The organism is Granulicella mallensis MP5ACTX8, assembly GCF_000178955.2.
Lineage (GTDB): Bacteria > Acidobacteriota > Terriglobia > Terriglobales > Acidobacteriaceae > Granulicella > Granulicella mallensis.
Genome location: NC_016631.1, coordinates 3,332,644 through 3,349,829, shown reverse-complemented (window position 1 = coordinate 3,349,829; position 17,186 = coordinate 3,332,644). Strand labels below are relative to the sequence as shown.

At 57.6% G+C, this 17,186-nt stretch carries 15 protein-coding genes; 10 read left to right on the top strand and 5 right to left on the bottom strand.

Annotated features, from left to right (window positions below; genetic code table 11):
- Positions 1-2 precede the first annotated feature (2 nt).
- On the bottom strand, positions 3-920 hold the full coding sequence (locus ACIX8_RS13525) for a hypothetical protein (RefSeq protein ID WP_150110602.1): 918 nt from the start codon (positions 918-920) through the stop codon (positions 3-5).
- A 229-nt stretch (positions 921-1,149) separates the two neighbouring features.
- Between ACIX8_RS13525 and ACIX8_RS13520 the strand changes: the two genes are divergently transcribed.
- Entirely contained in the window at positions 1,150-1,797 is a 648-nt protein-coding gene (locus ACIX8_RS13520) for a class I SAM-dependent methyltransferase (protein WP_014265908.1), read from the top strand.
- Positions 1,798-2,123: 326 nt separating this feature from the next.
- On the opposite strand, the gene ACIX8_RS13515 is transcribed toward ACIX8_RS13520, so the two are convergent.
- Positions 2,124-2,480 carry a hypothetical protein gene (locus ACIX8_RS13515; RefSeq protein ID WP_223295332.1) on the bottom strand — a complete coding sequence of 119 codons (357 nt, stop codon included), beginning with the start codon at positions 2,478-2,480 and terminating at the stop codon, positions 2,124-2,126.
- 236 nt (positions 2,481-2,716) lie between these two features.
- Here ACIX8_RS13515 and lnt point away from each other — a divergent pair, with 236 nt between their 5' ends.
- The 3 genes from lnt to ACIX8_RS13500 all read left to right on the top strand — a co-directional run bounded on the left by lnt (position 2,717) and on the right by ACIX8_RS13500 (position 6,627).
- The gene (lnt, locus tag ACIX8_RS13510; RefSeq protein ID WP_150110601.1) at positions 2,717-4,315 is read left to right on the top strand and encodes an apolipoprotein N-acyltransferase; all 1,599 of its coding nucleotides are present in this window, start codon (positions 2,717-2,719) and stop codon (positions 4,313-4,315) included.
- A gap of 5 nt (positions 4,316-4,320) precedes the next feature.
- Positions 4,321-5,455 (top strand): peptide chain release factor 2 gene (gene prfB, locus ACIX8_RS13505; RefSeq protein WP_014265905.1). Its coding sequence is split into 2 segments (ribosomal slippage): positions 4,321-4,389 and positions 4,391-5,455, totalling 1,134 coding nucleotides; the frame shifts between segments, so codons are not numbered across the junction.
- Positions 5,456-5,907: 452 nt separating this feature from the next.
- A complete protein-coding gene (locus ACIX8_RS13500; RefSeq protein WP_014265904.1) occupies positions 5,908-6,627 on the top strand; it encodes a sterol desaturase family protein in 720 nt (239 codons plus the stop codon).
- A 114-nt stretch (positions 6,628-6,741) separates the two neighbouring features.
- Here the strand turns inward: ACIX8_RS13500 and ACIX8_RS13495 are convergent, their stop codons facing one another.
- Both ACIX8_RS13495 and ACIX8_RS13490 read right to left on the bottom strand, forming a co-directional pair.
- A complete protein-coding gene (locus ACIX8_RS13495; RefSeq protein ID WP_014265903.1) occupies positions 6,742-7,410 on the bottom strand; it encodes a YdcF family protein in 669 nt (222 codons plus the stop codon).
- Positions 7,411-7,466: 56 nt separating this feature from the next.
- Positions 7,467-8,111 carry an L-threonylcarbamoyladenylate synthase gene (locus ACIX8_RS13490; protein WP_014265902.1) on the bottom strand — a complete coding sequence of 215 codons (645 nt, stop codon included), beginning with the start codon at positions 8,109-8,111 and terminating at the stop codon, positions 7,467-7,469.
- Positions 8,112-8,209: 98 nt separating this feature from the next.
- Between ACIX8_RS13490 and ACIX8_RS13485 the strand changes: the two genes are divergently transcribed.
- The 4 genes from ACIX8_RS13485 to ACIX8_RS13470 all read left to right on the top strand — a co-directional run bounded on the left by ACIX8_RS13485 (position 8,210) and on the right by ACIX8_RS13470 (position 14,525).
- Positions 8,210-9,040: a TrmH family RNA methyltransferase gene (locus ACIX8_RS13485; protein WP_014265901.1), complete on the top strand. Its 831-nt coding sequence runs from the start codon at positions 8,210-8,212 to the stop codon at positions 9,038-9,040.
- A complete protein-coding gene (locus ACIX8_RS13480) occupies positions 9,040-10,383 on the top strand; it encodes a replication-associated recombination protein A (RefSeq protein ID WP_014265900.1) in 1,344 nt (447 codons plus the stop codon). Before ACIX8_RS13485 ends, ACIX8_RS13480 begins: the two co-directional genes overlap by 1 nt.
- 214 nt (positions 10,384-10,597) lie before the next feature.
- Positions 10,598-12,856, top strand: a complete 2,259-nt coding sequence (locus ACIX8_RS13475; protein ID WP_014265899.1) for a Tex family protein — start codon at positions 10,598-10,600, stop codon at positions 12,854-12,856.
- 445 nt (positions 12,857-13,301) lie between these two features.
- Positions 13,302-14,525 (top strand): multidrug effflux MFS transporter, encoded by a 1,224-nt coding sequence (locus tag ACIX8_RS13470; RefSeq protein WP_014265898.1) that lies wholly within the window; start codon positions 13,302-13,304, stop codon positions 14,523-14,525.
- A gap of 43 nt (positions 14,526-14,568) precedes the next feature.
- Here ACIX8_RS13470 and ACIX8_RS13465 read toward each other — a convergent pair whose 3' ends face one another.
- Positions 14,569-15,162 (bottom strand): cytochrome P460 family protein, encoded by a 594-nt coding sequence (locus ACIX8_RS13465; RefSeq protein ID WP_014265897.1) that lies wholly within the window; start codon positions 15,160-15,162, stop codon positions 14,569-14,571.
- Positions 15,163-15,315: 153 nt separating this feature from the next.
- Here ACIX8_RS13465 and ACIX8_RS13460 point away from each other — a divergent pair, with 153 nt between their 5' ends.
- On the top strand, positions 15,316-16,362 hold the full coding sequence (locus ACIX8_RS13460) for a sensor histidine kinase (protein ID WP_223295331.1): 1,047 nt from the start codon (positions 15,316-15,318) through the stop codon (positions 16,360-16,362).
- A 3-nt stretch (positions 16,363-16,365) separates the two neighbouring features.
- Positions 16,366-17,127 (top strand): LytR/AlgR family response regulator transcription factor, encoded by a 762-nt coding sequence (locus ACIX8_RS13455; RefSeq protein WP_014265895.1) that lies wholly within the window; start codon positions 16,366-16,368, stop codon positions 17,125-17,127.
- Positions 17,128-17,186: the final 59 nt, after the last annotated feature.

Genomic DNA, 17,186 nt, shown 5'->3' with positions numbered 1-17,186 from the left:
TTCTACTTCAGGGGAATGGGCATCGCCAGCAGGATGTGAATGGCATCCTGATAGGAGATCTGTGCCGGTAGCTGGCGGAAGTTTGTGTTCGTCATCAGCGTGTTCTCGGGTACGGTCTTGACCAGTACGCGAAAGACGAGATGCGCATCCACATGCGAGTAGACCCAGCGGCCGCTGCCGGCATCGGCCTGCTCGAACTCCACGGTGCCGCCCGGATGGATGCTGCCGAGTATTCCCCAGCCAAAGTCGACGGTATGGAGAACATGCGCCTCGCCACGCGTTAGCTGGTGGGTCCTCTCGTCGATCCAGAACCGGCCCGCAAGGCCGGTAAGCGCGCTGGAGAGGATGGTCGGTGGCTTGAACTTGGGATCAGGCTGAAAGTCGATCACAATCTGCCGCGAGGTTGCGTTCTGGGGCTGCGGCTGTCCGGGGACATAGGTAAAGGTCATGGCCTGCGGGATCAGCCGGACCAGGCTAAGAACGTCGGAGCGTGTGCCGGAGTCACGCTTGTGATGCTTGATGAAGTCGGCTGGAGAGGCCAGCGCGTCCGTCAGCCTCTGGCGCTCGCCGGTGTCTTCGCTGGCGGTGATGGGTTGTCCATTCCGCTCGATCAGTCGCGCAACAGCGCCCTCCCGGCTTTCGATGATCTCGCGCGTGGTGTCGCCTTTGGCGTCGACCTTGCGTTGACGGTAGCGTAGCGGGAAGGTGCCGTCAGCTTCGATGATGTGCTGCTCATTGGCTGCTGCCTGCTCGATCCAGAACCGTGGGGGCTCAGAAGGAAGCGCTACTGAGGTCTGATTTTGTGCGAACGCCTGGGTTGCTATGCCTGATAGGCAAGCAGGGAGAGTTGCGCTGCAAAACAGAAGCAAAATTGTCGCAAAGCTTCCGGATTCCACCTGCGGCAATGAAAGTCGTGTCAAAAATCTCAATCTGCAGAAGCCTCGCTGTAAACCTTAGACGCATAAGTTTGGGCGGAAGGTGATTGTACTTCCGCATTTGCTTGGGTATAGTTCGGCTCAGTGCTACTGTAACCCTTAGGGGATAGCGGTCACGCCATAAAGTTTAATGAAACGACGGGGCTTGTGAAAGGCACTGTTACGCTGACGGAAGGAAAAGCCTGAGAGTCTTTTCGACTCTGGAAAGCTAGCCATGTTTGACCTCTTCAAAAAAGGTAAGGACTCCGGTGGCAATGGGACTGGAGAAAGTTCGACGCGTCATTCTCGGGGCTGGAACGATATTCTCACGCTGATGAAGGCGAGTGAAGCTCTGCGGGTACTCGATTTTGGCGCGACCTCGCCAGCCAATATCAACTACCTGACTTCTCTGGGACATAGCGTTTATATGTCGAATATCGTGCAGGATGCGGCTCGGCCGGAATGGTTGAAGCCGGCTGAGGCCGACGCGAAGAAGGGAAGCCAGCCGGAGTTCGATACGGACGCCTTTGTTGCCGCCAACCTCGATTTTTCGCAGCGAGACTTCGATGTCATTCTTCTCTGGGATACCGCAAACTACCTGCCACCACAGTTGGTTCCGGCTTTATTTCAGCGGCTGCGCCAGGTGCTTCGCCCGGATGGTAGCCTGCTGGCTTTCTTTCATGGCCGTCTTGACGGGCCAGGGACTGCCTTTTCCCGCTATCAGCTCACGGATAGCGAGAACCTGATCGTGCTGAATTCAGGGAATTTTCCGGTGCAGGCGGTCTATCAAACCCGCCAGATCGAGAAGTTTCTGGAGGGATACAGCAGGGTGCGCTTCTTTCTGGGCAAGGATAATGTGCGCGAAGTGATTGCAATCCATTAGTAATGGCTTGCGACGTGTCCAGAATCCGTGGCCGTGCGATCATTTCGTTTTTCTTGTCCTCCAGGGAAACTCATTTTCGGAGCTAGTACGTACTCAGCGCTGAAGCTGCGATGTCGTCTGGGCTGGAATGAGAATAAATACAAACTTAGGGCTGAAGGCCTGATCGACTCACAGATCAGGCCTTCAGCCCTATAGTTTTCGCGGACATCGATTTCTAGCTCTGGGTGGCCATGAGATTGGAGATAGCGCCAACGCTACAAAGAGAGAATGGAGCCTGAGTCTTCAGGTTCCATTCTCTCTTTGTAGTTCCAATCTGGATGGAAAGACTACTTCTTCGCGGTTTCCTTGCGACGCTCAGCCCAGCGGCGCTTCATGGCTTCGGCGATGCGCTTGCGGCCCTCGGGGCTCAGCTTGCGCTTGCCTGCGCTCTTGGCGGCCTTTGCGGCAACGGGCTTCGGTGCTGCTACCTGTGCGGCCTTGACGGCTCCGGGCTTGGGAGCATTTTTGCTGCCCTTGGGACGGCCACGTCCCGACTTCTTGGCGAGAGCGGTGGGGGCTACGCTGGAGGTAGCGGTGCTTGTCCCGGCACCTGCCGTAAGGGCAGAGCGAATATGTTGCAGTCGTGCTATCTCAGCGTCCAGCTCCGACACAATGCGATTGAAGTCCATTTTTGAAATCTCCATTCATTCTTTCTAATTCCATCGTATCTGTTGCTAGAAATAACTGCGATGGACTTACACCATATAGTCTTCGATTCTACAATTGCAATCGATAAATTACGATCTTCTTTCTGTTTTGACGTATGAGATAGCGCTAAGGCGCATATAAGTTGGTTCTTATTTCGCCTCTTCTTCGTGTGGCTAAGCCGTAATAATCCCGTGACAGTCTGCTCGTACTCTGAGTGCTAGACTCGAAACCGATGCGGACTATCCCTCTACGTCTCTGGACACTCACGATTCTATCGTCGTTATTGCAGGTGCTGCCGTTTCCTATTTCAGGACCTGTACCTTCCTGGCGTAGAGTTTTTTGCTGGTTTTGCCTGGTGCCTCTGCTCATGGCGCTGCTGGGTAAAGATACTCATGGAAATCGCTTGAGACCCGCTCAAACAGCGCTTCTCGGTTATATCTGTGGCTTCTTCTGGTACATGGGAAATTGCTATTGGGTCTACCGGACCATGCATCTTTATGGGGGCATTCCCAGTGCCGCGGCGTTCGGAATTCTGGTCTTATTTTCGTTATATGTCGGTCTCTATCACGGACTATTTGGATGGCTGGTGGGTCTTCTGCACCGCAAATTTTCGCCGCAGACAGTACTTTGGATCGTGCCGTTCGTATGGGTGGGCGTGGAACTTGCCAGGGCTCGTATCACGGGATTTCCCTGGGATCTGTTGGGTTATACCCAGGTCGACAATCTTACGGTTACCCGTTTAGCCCCGTGGACAGGCGTCTTCGGTCTGTCCTTTGTTATTGTGCTGGTCAATATTCTCTGGGTATCGCGAGTCTTCCCGAGGCAGGGTAAAAATTCCTATGCCGGACCAATATTCGCAGCCGTGTTAACGATTGTGACAACATTGGTTGCGGGACATCGGTCGCCGTCAGCCAGTTCAGAGGCGACTGCGCGAGCTGTTTTATTGCAGGAGAACCTCGGAATCGGAGCGGAAGCACCTGCGACTCCAGAGACGGAACCGCAGATGTTAGCCTCTTTTACGGATCTAAGTCTGCATCCTCAGTTCACTCCGGGAATTCACGGTGGGGCGGCGAATTCTTCTCCAAAGCCGGATATGATTGTCTGGCCCGAGGCTCCGACAGCATTTAGGGACGGTGATCCTTATTTTCTGCAGGCCATGGGCGAGGTAGCCAGGCGCTCTGGTACTTCGGTGATTGTGAACGATATAAGCCTGGCGCCGCGCGATAGCGATGGCCTTGGGCATGTCTATAACTCTTCGACGTTCTTTGCTGCCGACGGAAGCCGTGCCGGGCGCTACGACAAGATGCATCTCGTGCCCTTTGGGGAATACACGCCTTATAAGCCGTTATTTTTCTTCGTGGGTCATCTGCTGGATGATCTATTGTTCGTGCCTGGATTGCAGCGGAGCTTATTCGACACCGGAGGCAAGAAATATGGTGTCTTCATCTGTTACGAGTCGATCTTTGGTGACGATATCCGTCGCTTTGTCGGTGACGGTTCTCAGGTGCTGGTGAATATCTCGGATGATGGCTGGTATGGCGATACAAGCGCTCCCTGGGAGCATCTGGATATGGTTCGGATGCGGGCGATTGAAAATAACCGGTGGGTTTTACGCGCGACCAATACCGGACTTACAGGCGCGATCGATCCCTATGGCCGTATTACGGCGAGTATGCCACGCCATATCCGGGGCTCGATCGAGGTCGCTTTTGGCTATAGGGAAGGGCTGACTTTCTATACCAGGCATGGCGATTGGCTTGCCTGGATATGTGCCCTGGTAAGCGCCGCGATGCTGGCTATGAGTTTTATGGGGCGAAGAGCAGTAAACTAGTTCTTATGTTGAATGATCTTGAATTTGCTTACTCCCCGGTCCGTGAGAAAGTACGCGACCTGCGGGAGTATCTTTGACTCGCCCCGCCTGAAAAAAGAGCTTGCCGTTATAGAAGAAAAGATCGCCGATCCGGCGGTCTGGGCCGATGCTGCGAAGTCGCAGCCGTTGATGCGCGAACGGAAACGGCTTGAGTCGCAACTGGCCGACGATGCGGAGTTGGCACGTCGCGGCGAGGACATCGACGCTTATTTTGACCTGATGCGTGAGGGCGAAGCCTCGGTTGAACCGGACCTCAAGCGTGAGATCGATTCCCTGGTAGCTTTCTCCGAAGCCCTGGAATCGCGCACCATGCTCTCGGAAGAGAACGACACCCTGAATGCCATTGTTACGGTGCATCCGGGAGCCGGAGGAACGGAGAGCCAGGACTGGGCCGAGATGCTGATGCGCATGTACCTGCGCTGGGCAGAGCGGCAGGGCTTCAAGACCGAGATCAACGAACTCCAGGATGGGGATGAGGCGGGCATCAAGTCCGCGACCTTTACCATTACGGGTGACTTTGCCTTCGGCTTAATTGCGGGTGAGACGGGGGTACATCGGCTGGTACGTATTTCTCCGTTTGACCAGGCCAAGCGCCGCCATACAAGCTTTGCCAGCGTCTTTGTCTCGCCTGAGATCGACGATTCCATCGTGATCGACATTAAGCCGGACGACCTGCGTATCGATACTTATCGTTCGGGCGGCAAGGGTGGCCAGCACGTCAATACGACGGACTCTGCCGTGCGCATCACGCATCTTCCGACGGGTATTGTTGCGGGCTGCCAGAATGAGCGTTCGCAGCATAAGAACAAAGAGAAGGCGATGAAGATGCTGCGGTCTCGCCTCTATGAGTACGAACTCGATAAAAAGAAGGCTGTCAGCCGCAAGCTGGAAGACTCAAAACTGGAGATTAATTTTGGCTCGCAGATTCGCAGCTATGTGTTGCAGCCGTATCGCATCGCCAAGGACCTGCGGACACGCGTAGAGGTCGGTGACGTCGATCGGGTGCTGGATGGCGAGCTAGAGCCTTTTATTCGGGGGTATCTCAAGATGCGTCGCGAGGGCGGCGTTCCGGCGGCGGTGGCGGACGACGATTTGGGGTGACAGAGGTTATTCGGTACTGGCCCATCGCTGAGAAGACGCTGAATACTTTTCTCGGTGATGGGCCAGGATAGGAAGCATCGCGGGAGGAATCTCTTTCCCACCGTATCCATAACAAAGCCCGACTATGGCATCGACGCGCCGAAGGCTCAGATGAGGTTAGATCCATCTCCTAAACCGTGGAGGTAGGTTGCCTTTGTTTTTGCCCCCGCTTTTTGTCAGTACGACCACAAGCGTTGTGTGTTCGTTCAAACCTATCCTGCGTTTCAGCTCACGTGTCCCTGGGCGATACGAACAAAGAACGGGAGACAGCAGGTTCCTCGCTGTGCTCGGAATGACAACCAGAAAAGCAACAGCAACTGCCTCTCTGCACGATTCAGAGAGGGTTCCAAGTGTCTAGGTGCGGCGTTTAAATTTTGCAGGCAGTAAGGTCGATTCCGTAGGATGAGCCTATTGTGAAGACTCTGTATGACTGGTTCTATCTCCAAAGTCGGGCATCATGGGTGCTCTTCAGCGTCCTGAGTAACTTGGGGATTGCCGTTGCGAGTATTACCGGCTGTTGGTTGCTTGGTTATTGTTTCCGCAAACGGACGGTCTTTGCTGCGTCACAGCCGCTCATCGCGCACGATATCTATCTTGCATTTGGCTGCGTCTTGCTGAATGCGGGTGTTTCTATTGCCGGGTGGTTTCTATGGAAGGCCGGATGGATCCATATCACTTTTCCGTCGTGGCCTAGAATCGTCTTCGACACTCTGCTGCTGTTGTTCTACATGGATGCGGGGATGTATGTGACTCATCGTGTCGTTCATCATCCGGGGATCTTCAAGATCGTTCATAGGACGCACCACACGCATGAGTCGATGAATCCGATCAGCCTGTTTGTATTGAATCCGTTTGAAGTGATCGGATTTGGCGCATTGCTTCTCTCCGCGCTTTTACTTTTTCACCTATCGGCTGTGGCGATCCTGGTTTATCTGAGCCTGAATATTCTTTGGGGGACTTTGGGGCATGCCGGGGTGGAACCTTTTCCTGTGACATGGATGCGGCATCCGCTGATACAGCAGGTAGGAACCAGCTCCTTTCATGCGCGGCATCATGCCGATCTTCGGTATAACTTTGGTTTCTATACGACGATCTGGGATCGGGTCTTTGGGACGTTGCATCGGGAGGAATAGAGGAAGAAAAGATCGCCCGGGCTTCTGAGGCAACGGGAAGCAGATTCCCTGCGGGAATGACAACAAGAAAGGCAAAGGCTAAAACAAAAGCAAACGCGCTAAGGGCTTGGGAGACTAGTCGGCTCTGCCGTTCAGCCAGCGATGCATCCAGCTGGCGTGCAGGCCGAACCGCAGGGCCGTGTAGCTGAGCATCTCGTGCATGATTCGCTGGGCTTCGTCCAGTTCGTCGATGTGCCCGAGGGGGGCACGGGGCGAGGTGTAGACCTGCAGTCCCGCGCGACGGCAGAGCAGGGCGATGCGGAACAGGTGCGTTCCGTCGCTCACGACGACGATGTGGCGAAAGTGCTCTCGTTCTGCGATCAGGGCAAGATTCTCTACCTGTTGCTCGGTATCGAAGGACTCCGTCTCGGCGATGATCTTGTCATAGGGCACCCCATTGGCAAGCAGATAGTCGCGTCCGACGCCGCCCTCGGTGTTGCCGGAGTCTTTGTCGCCTCCTCCGCCCAGCGTGACGACCACCGGAGCGATGCCGCGCTGATACAGCGCTACGGCCTTGTCCAGTCGTGCGTGGAGCACGGGGGAGGGGCGTCCGGCGTACTCTGCTGCGCCGAATACGGCGATCGCATCGGCGGTCTGCGCGTTGTCTATGTCCGCAGTGAACTTGATCTCACGATAGACCCAGCCGAACCAGGCGACAGCCACCAGCAGCAGGATCAAGAGAAGCCAGCGCAGGAATCTCCGGCCGGCGGGGCTCTTCGTCTCGGGACTGTTCGCGTTCGTCATGGTAGGGAAGTACTAGTATGCCGCGAGACGGCCTCAGACGCCAATGGAGGGTGTCTTCATCGCTGCAGGGCGAGAGCAATCTCATGGGTGGGGATGGCGCCCTCACGGAGGATCATCCAGGAGTTCCCGCCTCCGCTCAGATCGACGATGGTGGTGGCCATCGAGCGGGAGGTGGGGCCTCCGTCGACGATCAGCGGGATCTTGTCGCCGAACTGGTCGCGCACGCAACCGGCATAGGAGCACTCTGGCAGGCCGCGCAGGTTGGCGGAGGTCGCCGTGATGGGAAGCCCCAGCTTGGCCACGACAGCGCGGCAGATGGGGGCCTCCGGAACGCGCAGAGCGACGTTGCCGGTGTTGGCGGTCACCCGCAGCGGCAGCTTGCTGCCGGCCTTCACGATGATGGTAAGGGGGCCGGGCCAGAAGCGCTCGGCGAGCCGGTCGAAGGCGGTGTCGATGCCGCGAGCAAGCTCGTAGGCCTGTGCGACATCGGCGATCAGCAGCGACAGTGGTTTGTGCCGGGCGCGCGACTTGAGGTCATAGATGCGGTCGACGGCGCGAAGATTTACGGGATCGACGGCGAGGCCATAGAAGGTGTCGGTGGGCAGCGCAACGACTTCGCCGCTGTTAAGGTGCTGCACGACGCGGTCGATGTGTGCGGATTCCGGTTCGTCAGGATGGATGCGGAGAAGTTCAGCCGTCACGATGGGTCCCTTGTTTTCCGTGGAGAGCGTCTTTGCCCTGTCTTCGCTTATAGCACGACGGCACGTGAAGATGAACCAAGGATACACTTGGAATCGCGATGACCTTACCGCCACCTATTACAAGCCGCACGAATGCCCGCGTAAAAGCTCTGCGCGCGGCATGCAGCGGAAAGTCCTCTTTGCCCGGCGATCTCCTCGGGATTGAAGGGGAGAATCTGATCGGCGAGGCGCTGCGGTCGGGGATCGGCTTCGATACCGTGTACGTCCGCGAGGGAAGCGAGGGAGTGCTGGAGCGGGCATCTCTCAGAGGATTGCAGGCTCAGAGCTGGGCCGTGTTGAGCAAAGATGTCTTCGAGAGCGCGGTAGATACTGCTTCGCCGCAGGGGGTTGCGGCGACCTTCAGGATCGCGCAGCCGCTGCCTCTGGGGGCGCCGAAAAATTCTGAGGTGTGCCTTGTGCTGGAAGATATTCAGGACCCCGGCAACTTTGGCACGTTGATTCGTTCTGCTGAGGCGTTTTCTGTCAGCCGAGTGTACGTGACACCGGGAACCGTCAATCAATGGAACCCCAAGGCGATGCGCGCTTCTGCTGGGTCGGTGTTTCGTATGCCTGTTGTGCGTGGACCTCTGAGTGAGATCAAATCTGCGCTCGGGGCGGAAGGCGTTCGACTTTATGCAGCGGTGGCGCGGTCATCCGGTGCGACGCCCGTGATGCAGGCGAAGCTTCTGGCACCCTGCGCGCTCATGATCGGCAATGAAGGGGCTGGGTTGTCGATGACCGCGCTGGAGTTGGCGGATGAGCAGGTGCATATTCCTTGCTCCGTCGAGTCGTTGAATGCGGCGATCGCCGGATCGACGTTGATGTATGAATCGTTTCGGCAGAACCTCCATGAGGCGTTCGGGCGCATCCATCTAAGCAAAGGATTGTGATGAGCCTCTTCGATACAGGATTACCGGAACGAAGTGCCCAGCGAGTCGTGAAGACGGCACCGCTGGCTGAGCGCATGCGTCCACGTTCGCTGGATGAGTTTTTCGGCCAGCAGCATCTGCTGGGGCCGGGCATGCCGCTGCGGTTGCAGATTGAGCGCGACGACTCGGCTTCGCTGCTGTTCTGGGGGCCTCCGGGTGTCGGTAAGACGACGCTGGCGAAGATCATTGCGCGGGAGACGCAGGCCAGCTTCATCGAGTTTTCTGCGGTGCTTTCGGGTATCAAGGAAATTAAGCAGGTGATGGTCGAGGCCGAGAAGGCTGCGGAGTTCGGCTCGCGCACGATCCTGTTTGTGGACGAGATTCATCGCTTCAACAAGGCGCAGCAGGATGCGTTTTTGCCCTATGTCGAGCGTGGAACGATTCGCCTGATCGGAGCGACGACAGAGAATCCTTCGTTTGAGATCAATGCCGCGCTGCTGTCACGCTGCCGCGTCTATACGCTGCGCGCCCTGGGGCAGGATGAGGTGGTGGCGCTGTTGCAGCGGGCCTTGCAGGACGCAGAGCGGGGTTTGGGAGCGCTGCAGCTTGAGGTCGAAGAGGGTGCGCTGGAGGCGATTGCGTCTTACTCAAGCGGCGATGCTCGCAATGCTCTGAACGCGCTCGAAGTTGGGGCGAAACTGACCGAGGGGCGTGGCGAAAAGTTGTTGACGAAGGCGCTTGCGGCGGAGGCACTGCAGCAGCGTGTGCTGCTCTATGACAAGAAGGGCGAGCAGCATTACGACATTATTTCGGCACTGCACAAGAGCGTGCGCAACTCGGATGCGGATGCGGCGCTTTACTGGCTGGGCCGGATGTTGTTTGCGGGCGAAGATCCGATGTATGTCGCGCGGCGTGTGGTTCGCATGGCGGTTGAGGATATTGGCCTGGCTGCTCCTGAAGCGTTGAACCTGTGTCTCTCGGCGCGCGATGCGATGCACTTTCTGGGGTCTCCCGAGGGGGAACTCGCGCTGGCGCAGGCGGTGGTGTACCTGGCGCTGGCGCCCAAGTCAAACGCGGTCTATACGGCGTTTGGTGCGGTGCGCTCGGATATTGAGTCGCGTCCTGCGGAGCCCGTGCCGCTGCACCTGCGGAATGCTCCGACGAAGCTGATGAAAGAGCTGGATTATGGTAAGGACTATCAGTACGCGCACGATGTTGAGGGGCGTGTCGCTGATATGGAGTGCCTGCCGCCGTCGCTGGCTAATCGCCGGTACTATCAGCCCACGCAGGAGGGTCGCGAAAAGCTGCTCTCGCAGCGCATGGACGAGATCGCGCGGATACGGGAAGCGAAGCGGGCGAAGTAGCTGCGTGGTGGTTCCTCTGGAGCCGGGGTTGCGCAAAATGCGGGGGCCTTCAGCTACGCTTCAGGGTGATGACGAAAAACAAGCAACGGCAAAACAAGCAACGACATAAAACAGGCAACAGCAATCGATACGGGTGCTACCACGCGGTGCAGGCATTGGCTTTGACGGAGAGGCCGGGTTTTCCTCGCTCCGACTCGATACCATAGGGGTGAACATGGCTGCCCTCACATCGCTTGACCCCCAGATTCTCCTTCACATCGCGCAAACTCTCAATCTGCCTCTGCACGGCGTTCTCGCCGTCATGTCGCTGTTGGACGAGGGCTCGACTGTCCCCTTTATCGCCCGTTATCGCAAGGAAGCGACAGGCAACCTCGACGAGGTCCAGATTCGGGATACGGAGGAGAAGCTCGCTTACTTCCGCGAGCTTGTGTCGCGCAGGGAGACGATCCTTGCTTCTATCGCGGAGCAGGGAAAGCTAACCGACGATCTGAAGGCCCGTATCGCCGCGACATTGGACCGGAGCGAACTGGAAGACCTCTACCTGCCCTATCGGCCGAAGCGTCGCACGAAGGCGACCATCGCTCGCGAGAAGGGGCTGGAGCCGCTGGGCCAGTACATCTGGGCGCAGACGCCTGCTGCAGAGGGTTTGATGGAGTTGGCGCAGTCACTCGTCGATCCTGCGAAAGAAGTGGCTACCGTGGAGGATGCGCTTGAGGGCGCGCGCCATATCGTGGCGGAACTCATCAGTGAGGACGCAGCGGTTCGCAAGGCGGCGCGTCACTTGATGTTCGAAGAGGGCCTGATCGTCAGCCGCAAGAGCTTCGATGCGAAGGACGAGCAGGAAAAGTTCAAGATGTACTACGAGTATCGCGAGCCCGTGAAGACGATTCCTTCGCATCGCATGCTTGCGGTTCGGCGGGGTGAAGCGGAGAGCGTTCTGTACTGGCTTATCGAGCTGGAAGAGCCGCGCATTATGGGCGTACTTCGCTCCAGCATTCTGCGTGTTGAAGGGGACTGGACGGCTCAACTCAATCTTGCGATTGAGGACTGCTGGAAGCGGCTTCTCAATGCGTCGATCCAGGGAGAGCTGCGATTGGAGCTGAAGCGGCGTTCCGATACGGATGCGATCCAGGTCTTCCGCGAGAATCTGCAGCACCTTCTGCTGGCTGCTCCTGCGGGTCCTATCGGCGTACTGGGGATCGATCCTGGTCTGCGTACAGGCTGCAAAATCGCGATTGTGGACGAGACGGGCAAGTTCCTGGCTCATGATGTGATCTATCCCCACACTGGCAGGACGACCGAGGCCACGCAGAAGCTGGCGGCGCTGGTGGCGAAGCATAACGTTCGCGCCATCGCTATCGGGAACGGCACGGCTTCTCGTGAGACCGATGCTTTTGTCCGCGACTTCTTCCAGGAGAAGAAGATCGACGGCATCTTCCGGGTGACGGTCTCGGAGTCCGGGGCGAGTATCTACTCTGCCTCCGATATCGCGCGGCAGGAGTTCCCGGATCTGGACCTTACCGTTCGTGGCGCAATCTCCATCGCGCGGCGGCTACAAGACCCGCTCTCCGAGTTGGTGAAGGTCGATCCCAAGTCCATTGGCGTGGGGCAGTATCAGCATGATGTGGATCAGCGCCAGTTGCAGCAGTCGCTGGAGACGGTGATCGAGAGCTGCGTGAACCGTGTGGGTGTCGATCTCAATACGGCTTCGTGGACGCTGTTGCGCTATGTCGCGGGCGTTAGCGAACGCATCGCGCTCAATATCGTCAGCTTCCGCGATACGAATGGGCGCTTTCGTTCGCGCGCGCAGCTTCATGAGGTACCGGGCATCGGGCCGAAGACGTTTGAGCAGGCGGCGGGATTTCTGCGCATTCGCAATGGCGATGAGCCGCTCGATAGCACGGCGGTGCACCCGGAGTCGTATCCTCTGGTCGCTCAGATTGCCAGCTCGCTCGATACGCCGGTCGCCGAACTTATCCGCAGCCCTCAGCTGCTGGCCAAGGTAAAGGCAACCGACTTTTCCGCGGGCACGTTCACCCTGCAGGACATTCTGGAAGAGTTGAAGAAGCCGGGCCGCGATCCGCGCGATCAGTTTGTGGCGGCGGCGTTCAACGAGTCGGTGCGTGAATTGTCGGATGTGCAGCCGGGGATGGTGCTGGAGGGCGTCGTTACCAATGTGACGAAGTTCGGGGCCTTTATCGATATTGGTGTTCACCAGGATGGTCTGGTGCACATCTCCGAGATCTCGAATCGCTTTATCAAAGATCCGTCGGAGGTCTTGAAGGCCGGACAGATCGTCAAGGCGAAGGTGTTGACGGCGGACACGAAGACGAAGCGCATTGCGCTGTCGATCAAGGCGCTGCAGGCACCGTCCTCTCCAAAGCCCAAGGGGCCGGCGGCGCCGAAGCCGGTAGCTTCGATGGACGATAAGCTGGCGGCGCTTTCTACGAAGTGGCGGGTTAGTGCCAACTGAGTAGTAGTGTTTTTATCTCGCCACAGAATCGTCATCCTGAGCGGAGCGTCCCGGCTTTTGGGAACGCGGAGTCGAAGGACCCCGAGGGTTTAATCTTGCCCATACCCTTCGCACCTTTTCTACTTCGAGCGCTCGAGCCTGGGCTTTCGTAGTGGAAAAGATCCGGACAGTAAGGGCGAGATCAAGGTCTTCGGGGTCCTTCGGTCCTGAGCGTAGTCGAACGGACGCGCCTCGCAAAAGCGCGAGGCGCTAGGCTCAGGATGACGATTCTGTGGGTATGTGAAAGCTATGAAAGCTGTCGCCCTCATGATTGCTGCCCCGTTGCCGCTAACGATATGATGGAGCTATCCGACTCCTGCTGAGTCCGCGTCTTTCGTTCAATCCCTGAACAACTCAACGCAGGTCCATACTGAACCTCATCGTTCGGATAGAGGAGTACAGTCCCTTGGCGCATCTTCACCGCCAGAGTATCTGGATTATTGTTTTGTTGGGCGCGCTCTGCGTTGTGACCCCTTTTGCGGTCGACATGTATCTTCCTGCGTTTGCGGCGATCGCCCATGAGTACAGGACGACCACTCCCGCGATCTCGCTCACGCTTTCCACCTACTTTGTGGGCTTCTCGCTGGGGCAGATGATCTATGGGCCTCTGCTGGATCGCTTTGGAAGAAAGCGGCCGCTGTATGTCGGGCTGGCGGTTTACATCCTGTCCTCAGTCGGTTGTGCGACGGCCCATAGCCTGAAGATGTTTGTGGCTCTGCGATTTCTTGAGGCGCTGGGCGGTTGCGTGGCGCAGGTCGGTGCAATTGCCATGGTGCGGGACTTCTTTCCTGTGAAAGAGAGCGCCAAGATCTTCTCGCTGTTGTTCCTGATGATCGGTGTCTCTCCGCTGTTGGCGCCCACGATCGGCAGCCTGCTGCTGGCCGGCATGGGATGGCGATGGATCTTCGTGCTGCTGGCGGCGATTGCGTTTGTCATCCTGACGGTTACGTTTCTGTTGCTGCCGGAAGGGCATCAGCCGGACCATTCCGTCTCGCTACGTCCCGGGCCGATGATCAGTAGCTTTTGGAATATTCTGAAGCAGCCGCAGTTCTTGACCTACACGCTAGCCGGGGCGTTTTCCTTTGCCGGACTCTTTGCCTACGTGGCGGGGTCGCCCATCATCTTCATGGATGGGTTTCACCTGGGGACGAAAGCGTTTGGAATCGTCTTCGCTGTCCTGGTGATGGGCTTTATCGGCGGCAACCAGTTGAATGTTGTTTTGTTGCGAAAGTTCACCAGCCAGCAGATCTTCTTTATCGCGCTGATCCTGCAGGTTGCTATCGGAGCCATCTTCTTTGCTGGAATGCTCGGACATATGCTGGGGCTGAAAGCGACGCTGGTGCTGTTCTTTGCGTTTCTTTCCTGCATCGGCCTGACTTATCCGAACTCGGCCGCGCTGGCGCTGGCTCCCTTTTCGAGCCATGCCGGACGGGCCTCTGCACTGCTGGGCTGTCTGCAGACAGGGACAGGGGCGCTGATCTCGATGGGCATAGGAATGCTTGGTGCCAGCTCTGTGGTGTCGCTACTGTCCTCGACGGCCCTGGTGGCCCTGGCCGTTCTTCTGGTGGGCCGGATGGGGATTCGCGAGTTGATCGTGAGTGAAGAGTCGGATGCCGTGGTGATTCACTAGGACGAGACGCGGACGTGTTGCGATAGCTTTAGCTGGCTCAGTCCTATTCTGTTTCCTTCTTATAGTTCGCACTCAACGTCCCCTTGATCTTCGCAATCGGTAGCAGCGTCGGATAGAACTGTACGAACGTTGTATCCACTGCCGCATGCTGTGCATGGCAGCTATAGCAATCCGTCGTCGTGGGAATCATCACGCCTGGTTTTCCCTCGCCGGAAAATCGAAAGAACGCCCATCCATTTGCGAACCGCTTCGAATCCTTGACGTGCACCTCGAAGCCCGTCACCTCAGTGTCCTGAAAGTTCCCATCGTGATTGATCGAACCCTTGCTCTTTCCCTCGCGTTCTTCCAGTGCAAGCATGGTCTCCTCTGGCCACGTTCCCGTCTTCAGAAACACTGCATAGGACTCCTGGGGGACAAACACGTTGTCAAACATATGATGCTCCGGCTTCCTGGCCCTCGCGGTGTAGCTCATATCAAAGCCCGTTGAAAGATAGATCCATGTCCGATAGTCCTCAGGCGCCTTCAGCTGTCCATCGCTGGTGAACTGTGGCGCATGAGTCGAAGGCTTCGACTGAGGCATCGCACAAAGAAGCAGTGTCGTGGCAAGTAAGAGGAGGCTTTTCGCTAGGGTTTGCATACGTGAAGTATCTTTGCCGTCGCGGTGGTTTACCAGATCGCTCACTGCAAACTTCCGGCAGCTCGCTGCATTTCCTGCGGACGCACCCCTCCTTGCACTACGATTCTCCCTATGGACGCGTACCCCCCATTCCGCACTCGAGAAGCTCGCTGGGTGGCATCCATATGGCTCGGCTTCGGTATCCTTGCTGCCTCCCAGGCTGTCTTTTCTATGAAGTCCGAAGGCATGCATCACGCGTGGATACGGCTCTTCCTCATCACCTCCGTCGCGTGGTTTCCCTGGGCGCTGGTAACGCCCCTTATTTCACGCCTCGCACGCCTTTTCCCTCTCGCACGTGCATGGCCCATACATCTCGTCTTTTGCGTCACCATAGGCGCAGCCTACTCCGCGTGGAACGCCTGGCTCGAAGTCCTCTTCAATCCGTACGCCTATGCCACGCTCCCACGGTTTGCACCCGCCTTCACCGGCCACTTCTTCAACGAGATCGTCTCTGCACTCGTGCTCTACGGAGCCATCCTCGCTGTTAGCTCCGTCATCGACTCCCGCGACCGTCTCCATGCTCAGCAGACTGAGACAGCGCGACTCAACGAGCAGCTCTCCCTTGCACAGCTCGACGCCCTCCGCCGTCAGATCGAACCGCACTTCCTGTTCAACACCCTTAACTCCATCGCTGCACTTGTCCGCGAACACCGCAACAGTGACGCCATCGACATGGTTGCCGGCCTCAGCGACCTCCTGCGTCGCTCGCTCGATACCGCCCCGCTCCAACAGGTTTCGCTTCACGAGGAAGTGGCATTCGTGCGAAAGTATCTCGATATACAGAAAATGCGCTTCGCCGATCGCCTGCAGATTCAGTTGGAAGTCCCTAGTGAACTCAACGATGCTCGGGTTCCCAGCCTTATTCTGCAGCCCGTGGTCGAAAACGCGGTGAAGCACGGCATCGCGCAACGCGCACAGGGCGGCATGATTCGCATTACCGCATCGCGTGCGGCAGAAACACTTACTCTCCGCATCACGGATGACGGACCTGGTCTCGCGCCCGGCTGGCAGGGCTCGACTACCGGCATTGGCATTGCCAACGTTCGCACTCGCCTGCAATCTTTCTACGGGGACGCGTCGACCCTCGACCTCCACAACCAGCCTACTGGCGGTGTCGAGGTCGCTATGACCCTCCCGCTCCTGATGCCTGAGGCGGCTTGAGCCATGTCAATCGCAAGAGCCATCCGCACCCTCATCGTCGACGACGAACCCCTCGCCCGCAGCAACATCCTTACGCTTCTACGCAACGATCCCACAATCGAAATTCTCGGTGAGTGCGGCTCCGGGGCCGAAGCGCTTCGGATAATCCGAGCCGCCAAACCCGACCTCATCTTCCTCGACATCGAGATGCCTGAACTCGACGGCTTCGATGTGGTCGAGATGCTCGGCGCCGACCAGCCCCGCGCGATCATCTTTGTTACGGCATACGATCAGTACGCCGTCCGGGCCTTTGACTCCGGCGCTCTCGACTATCTCCTCAAACCCTTCGACGACGCCCGCTTCCACCGCGCCCTGGATCGAGCACGCGAGCGCATTGCTGCCGGGGGCGCCAATGTGGCGAAACCCAGTCACATCACCCTCAAGAGCGCCGGCCAGATCCTGTTCCTCAAGCTCACCGACATCGACTGGATCGAAGCCGCTGACTACTATACCTGCCTCCACACCGGTCCCAGACAGCATCTTCTGCGCCGCAGCATCACCGATCTCGAAGACGAACTGGATCCCGAGGCATTCTGTCGCATCCACCGTTCGGCAATCGTCCGCTTAGACAGAGTGCAGGGCCTTAAGCTGAACGAATCTGGAGATTACGACGTCCTTCTTCACACTGGCGTCACTCTCCGCCTAAGCCGAACCTACCGCCCCCAACTTCAATCCCGCCTGGGTCTCCGCTCTGCGGACTCTCCTGTTTCTTCTGGACAAGGTTAGAGCCGGTGAGATAGAGCAAGCCGCCACCCTCTTTTGTGGGGCACTTTCCATTAGCCGAT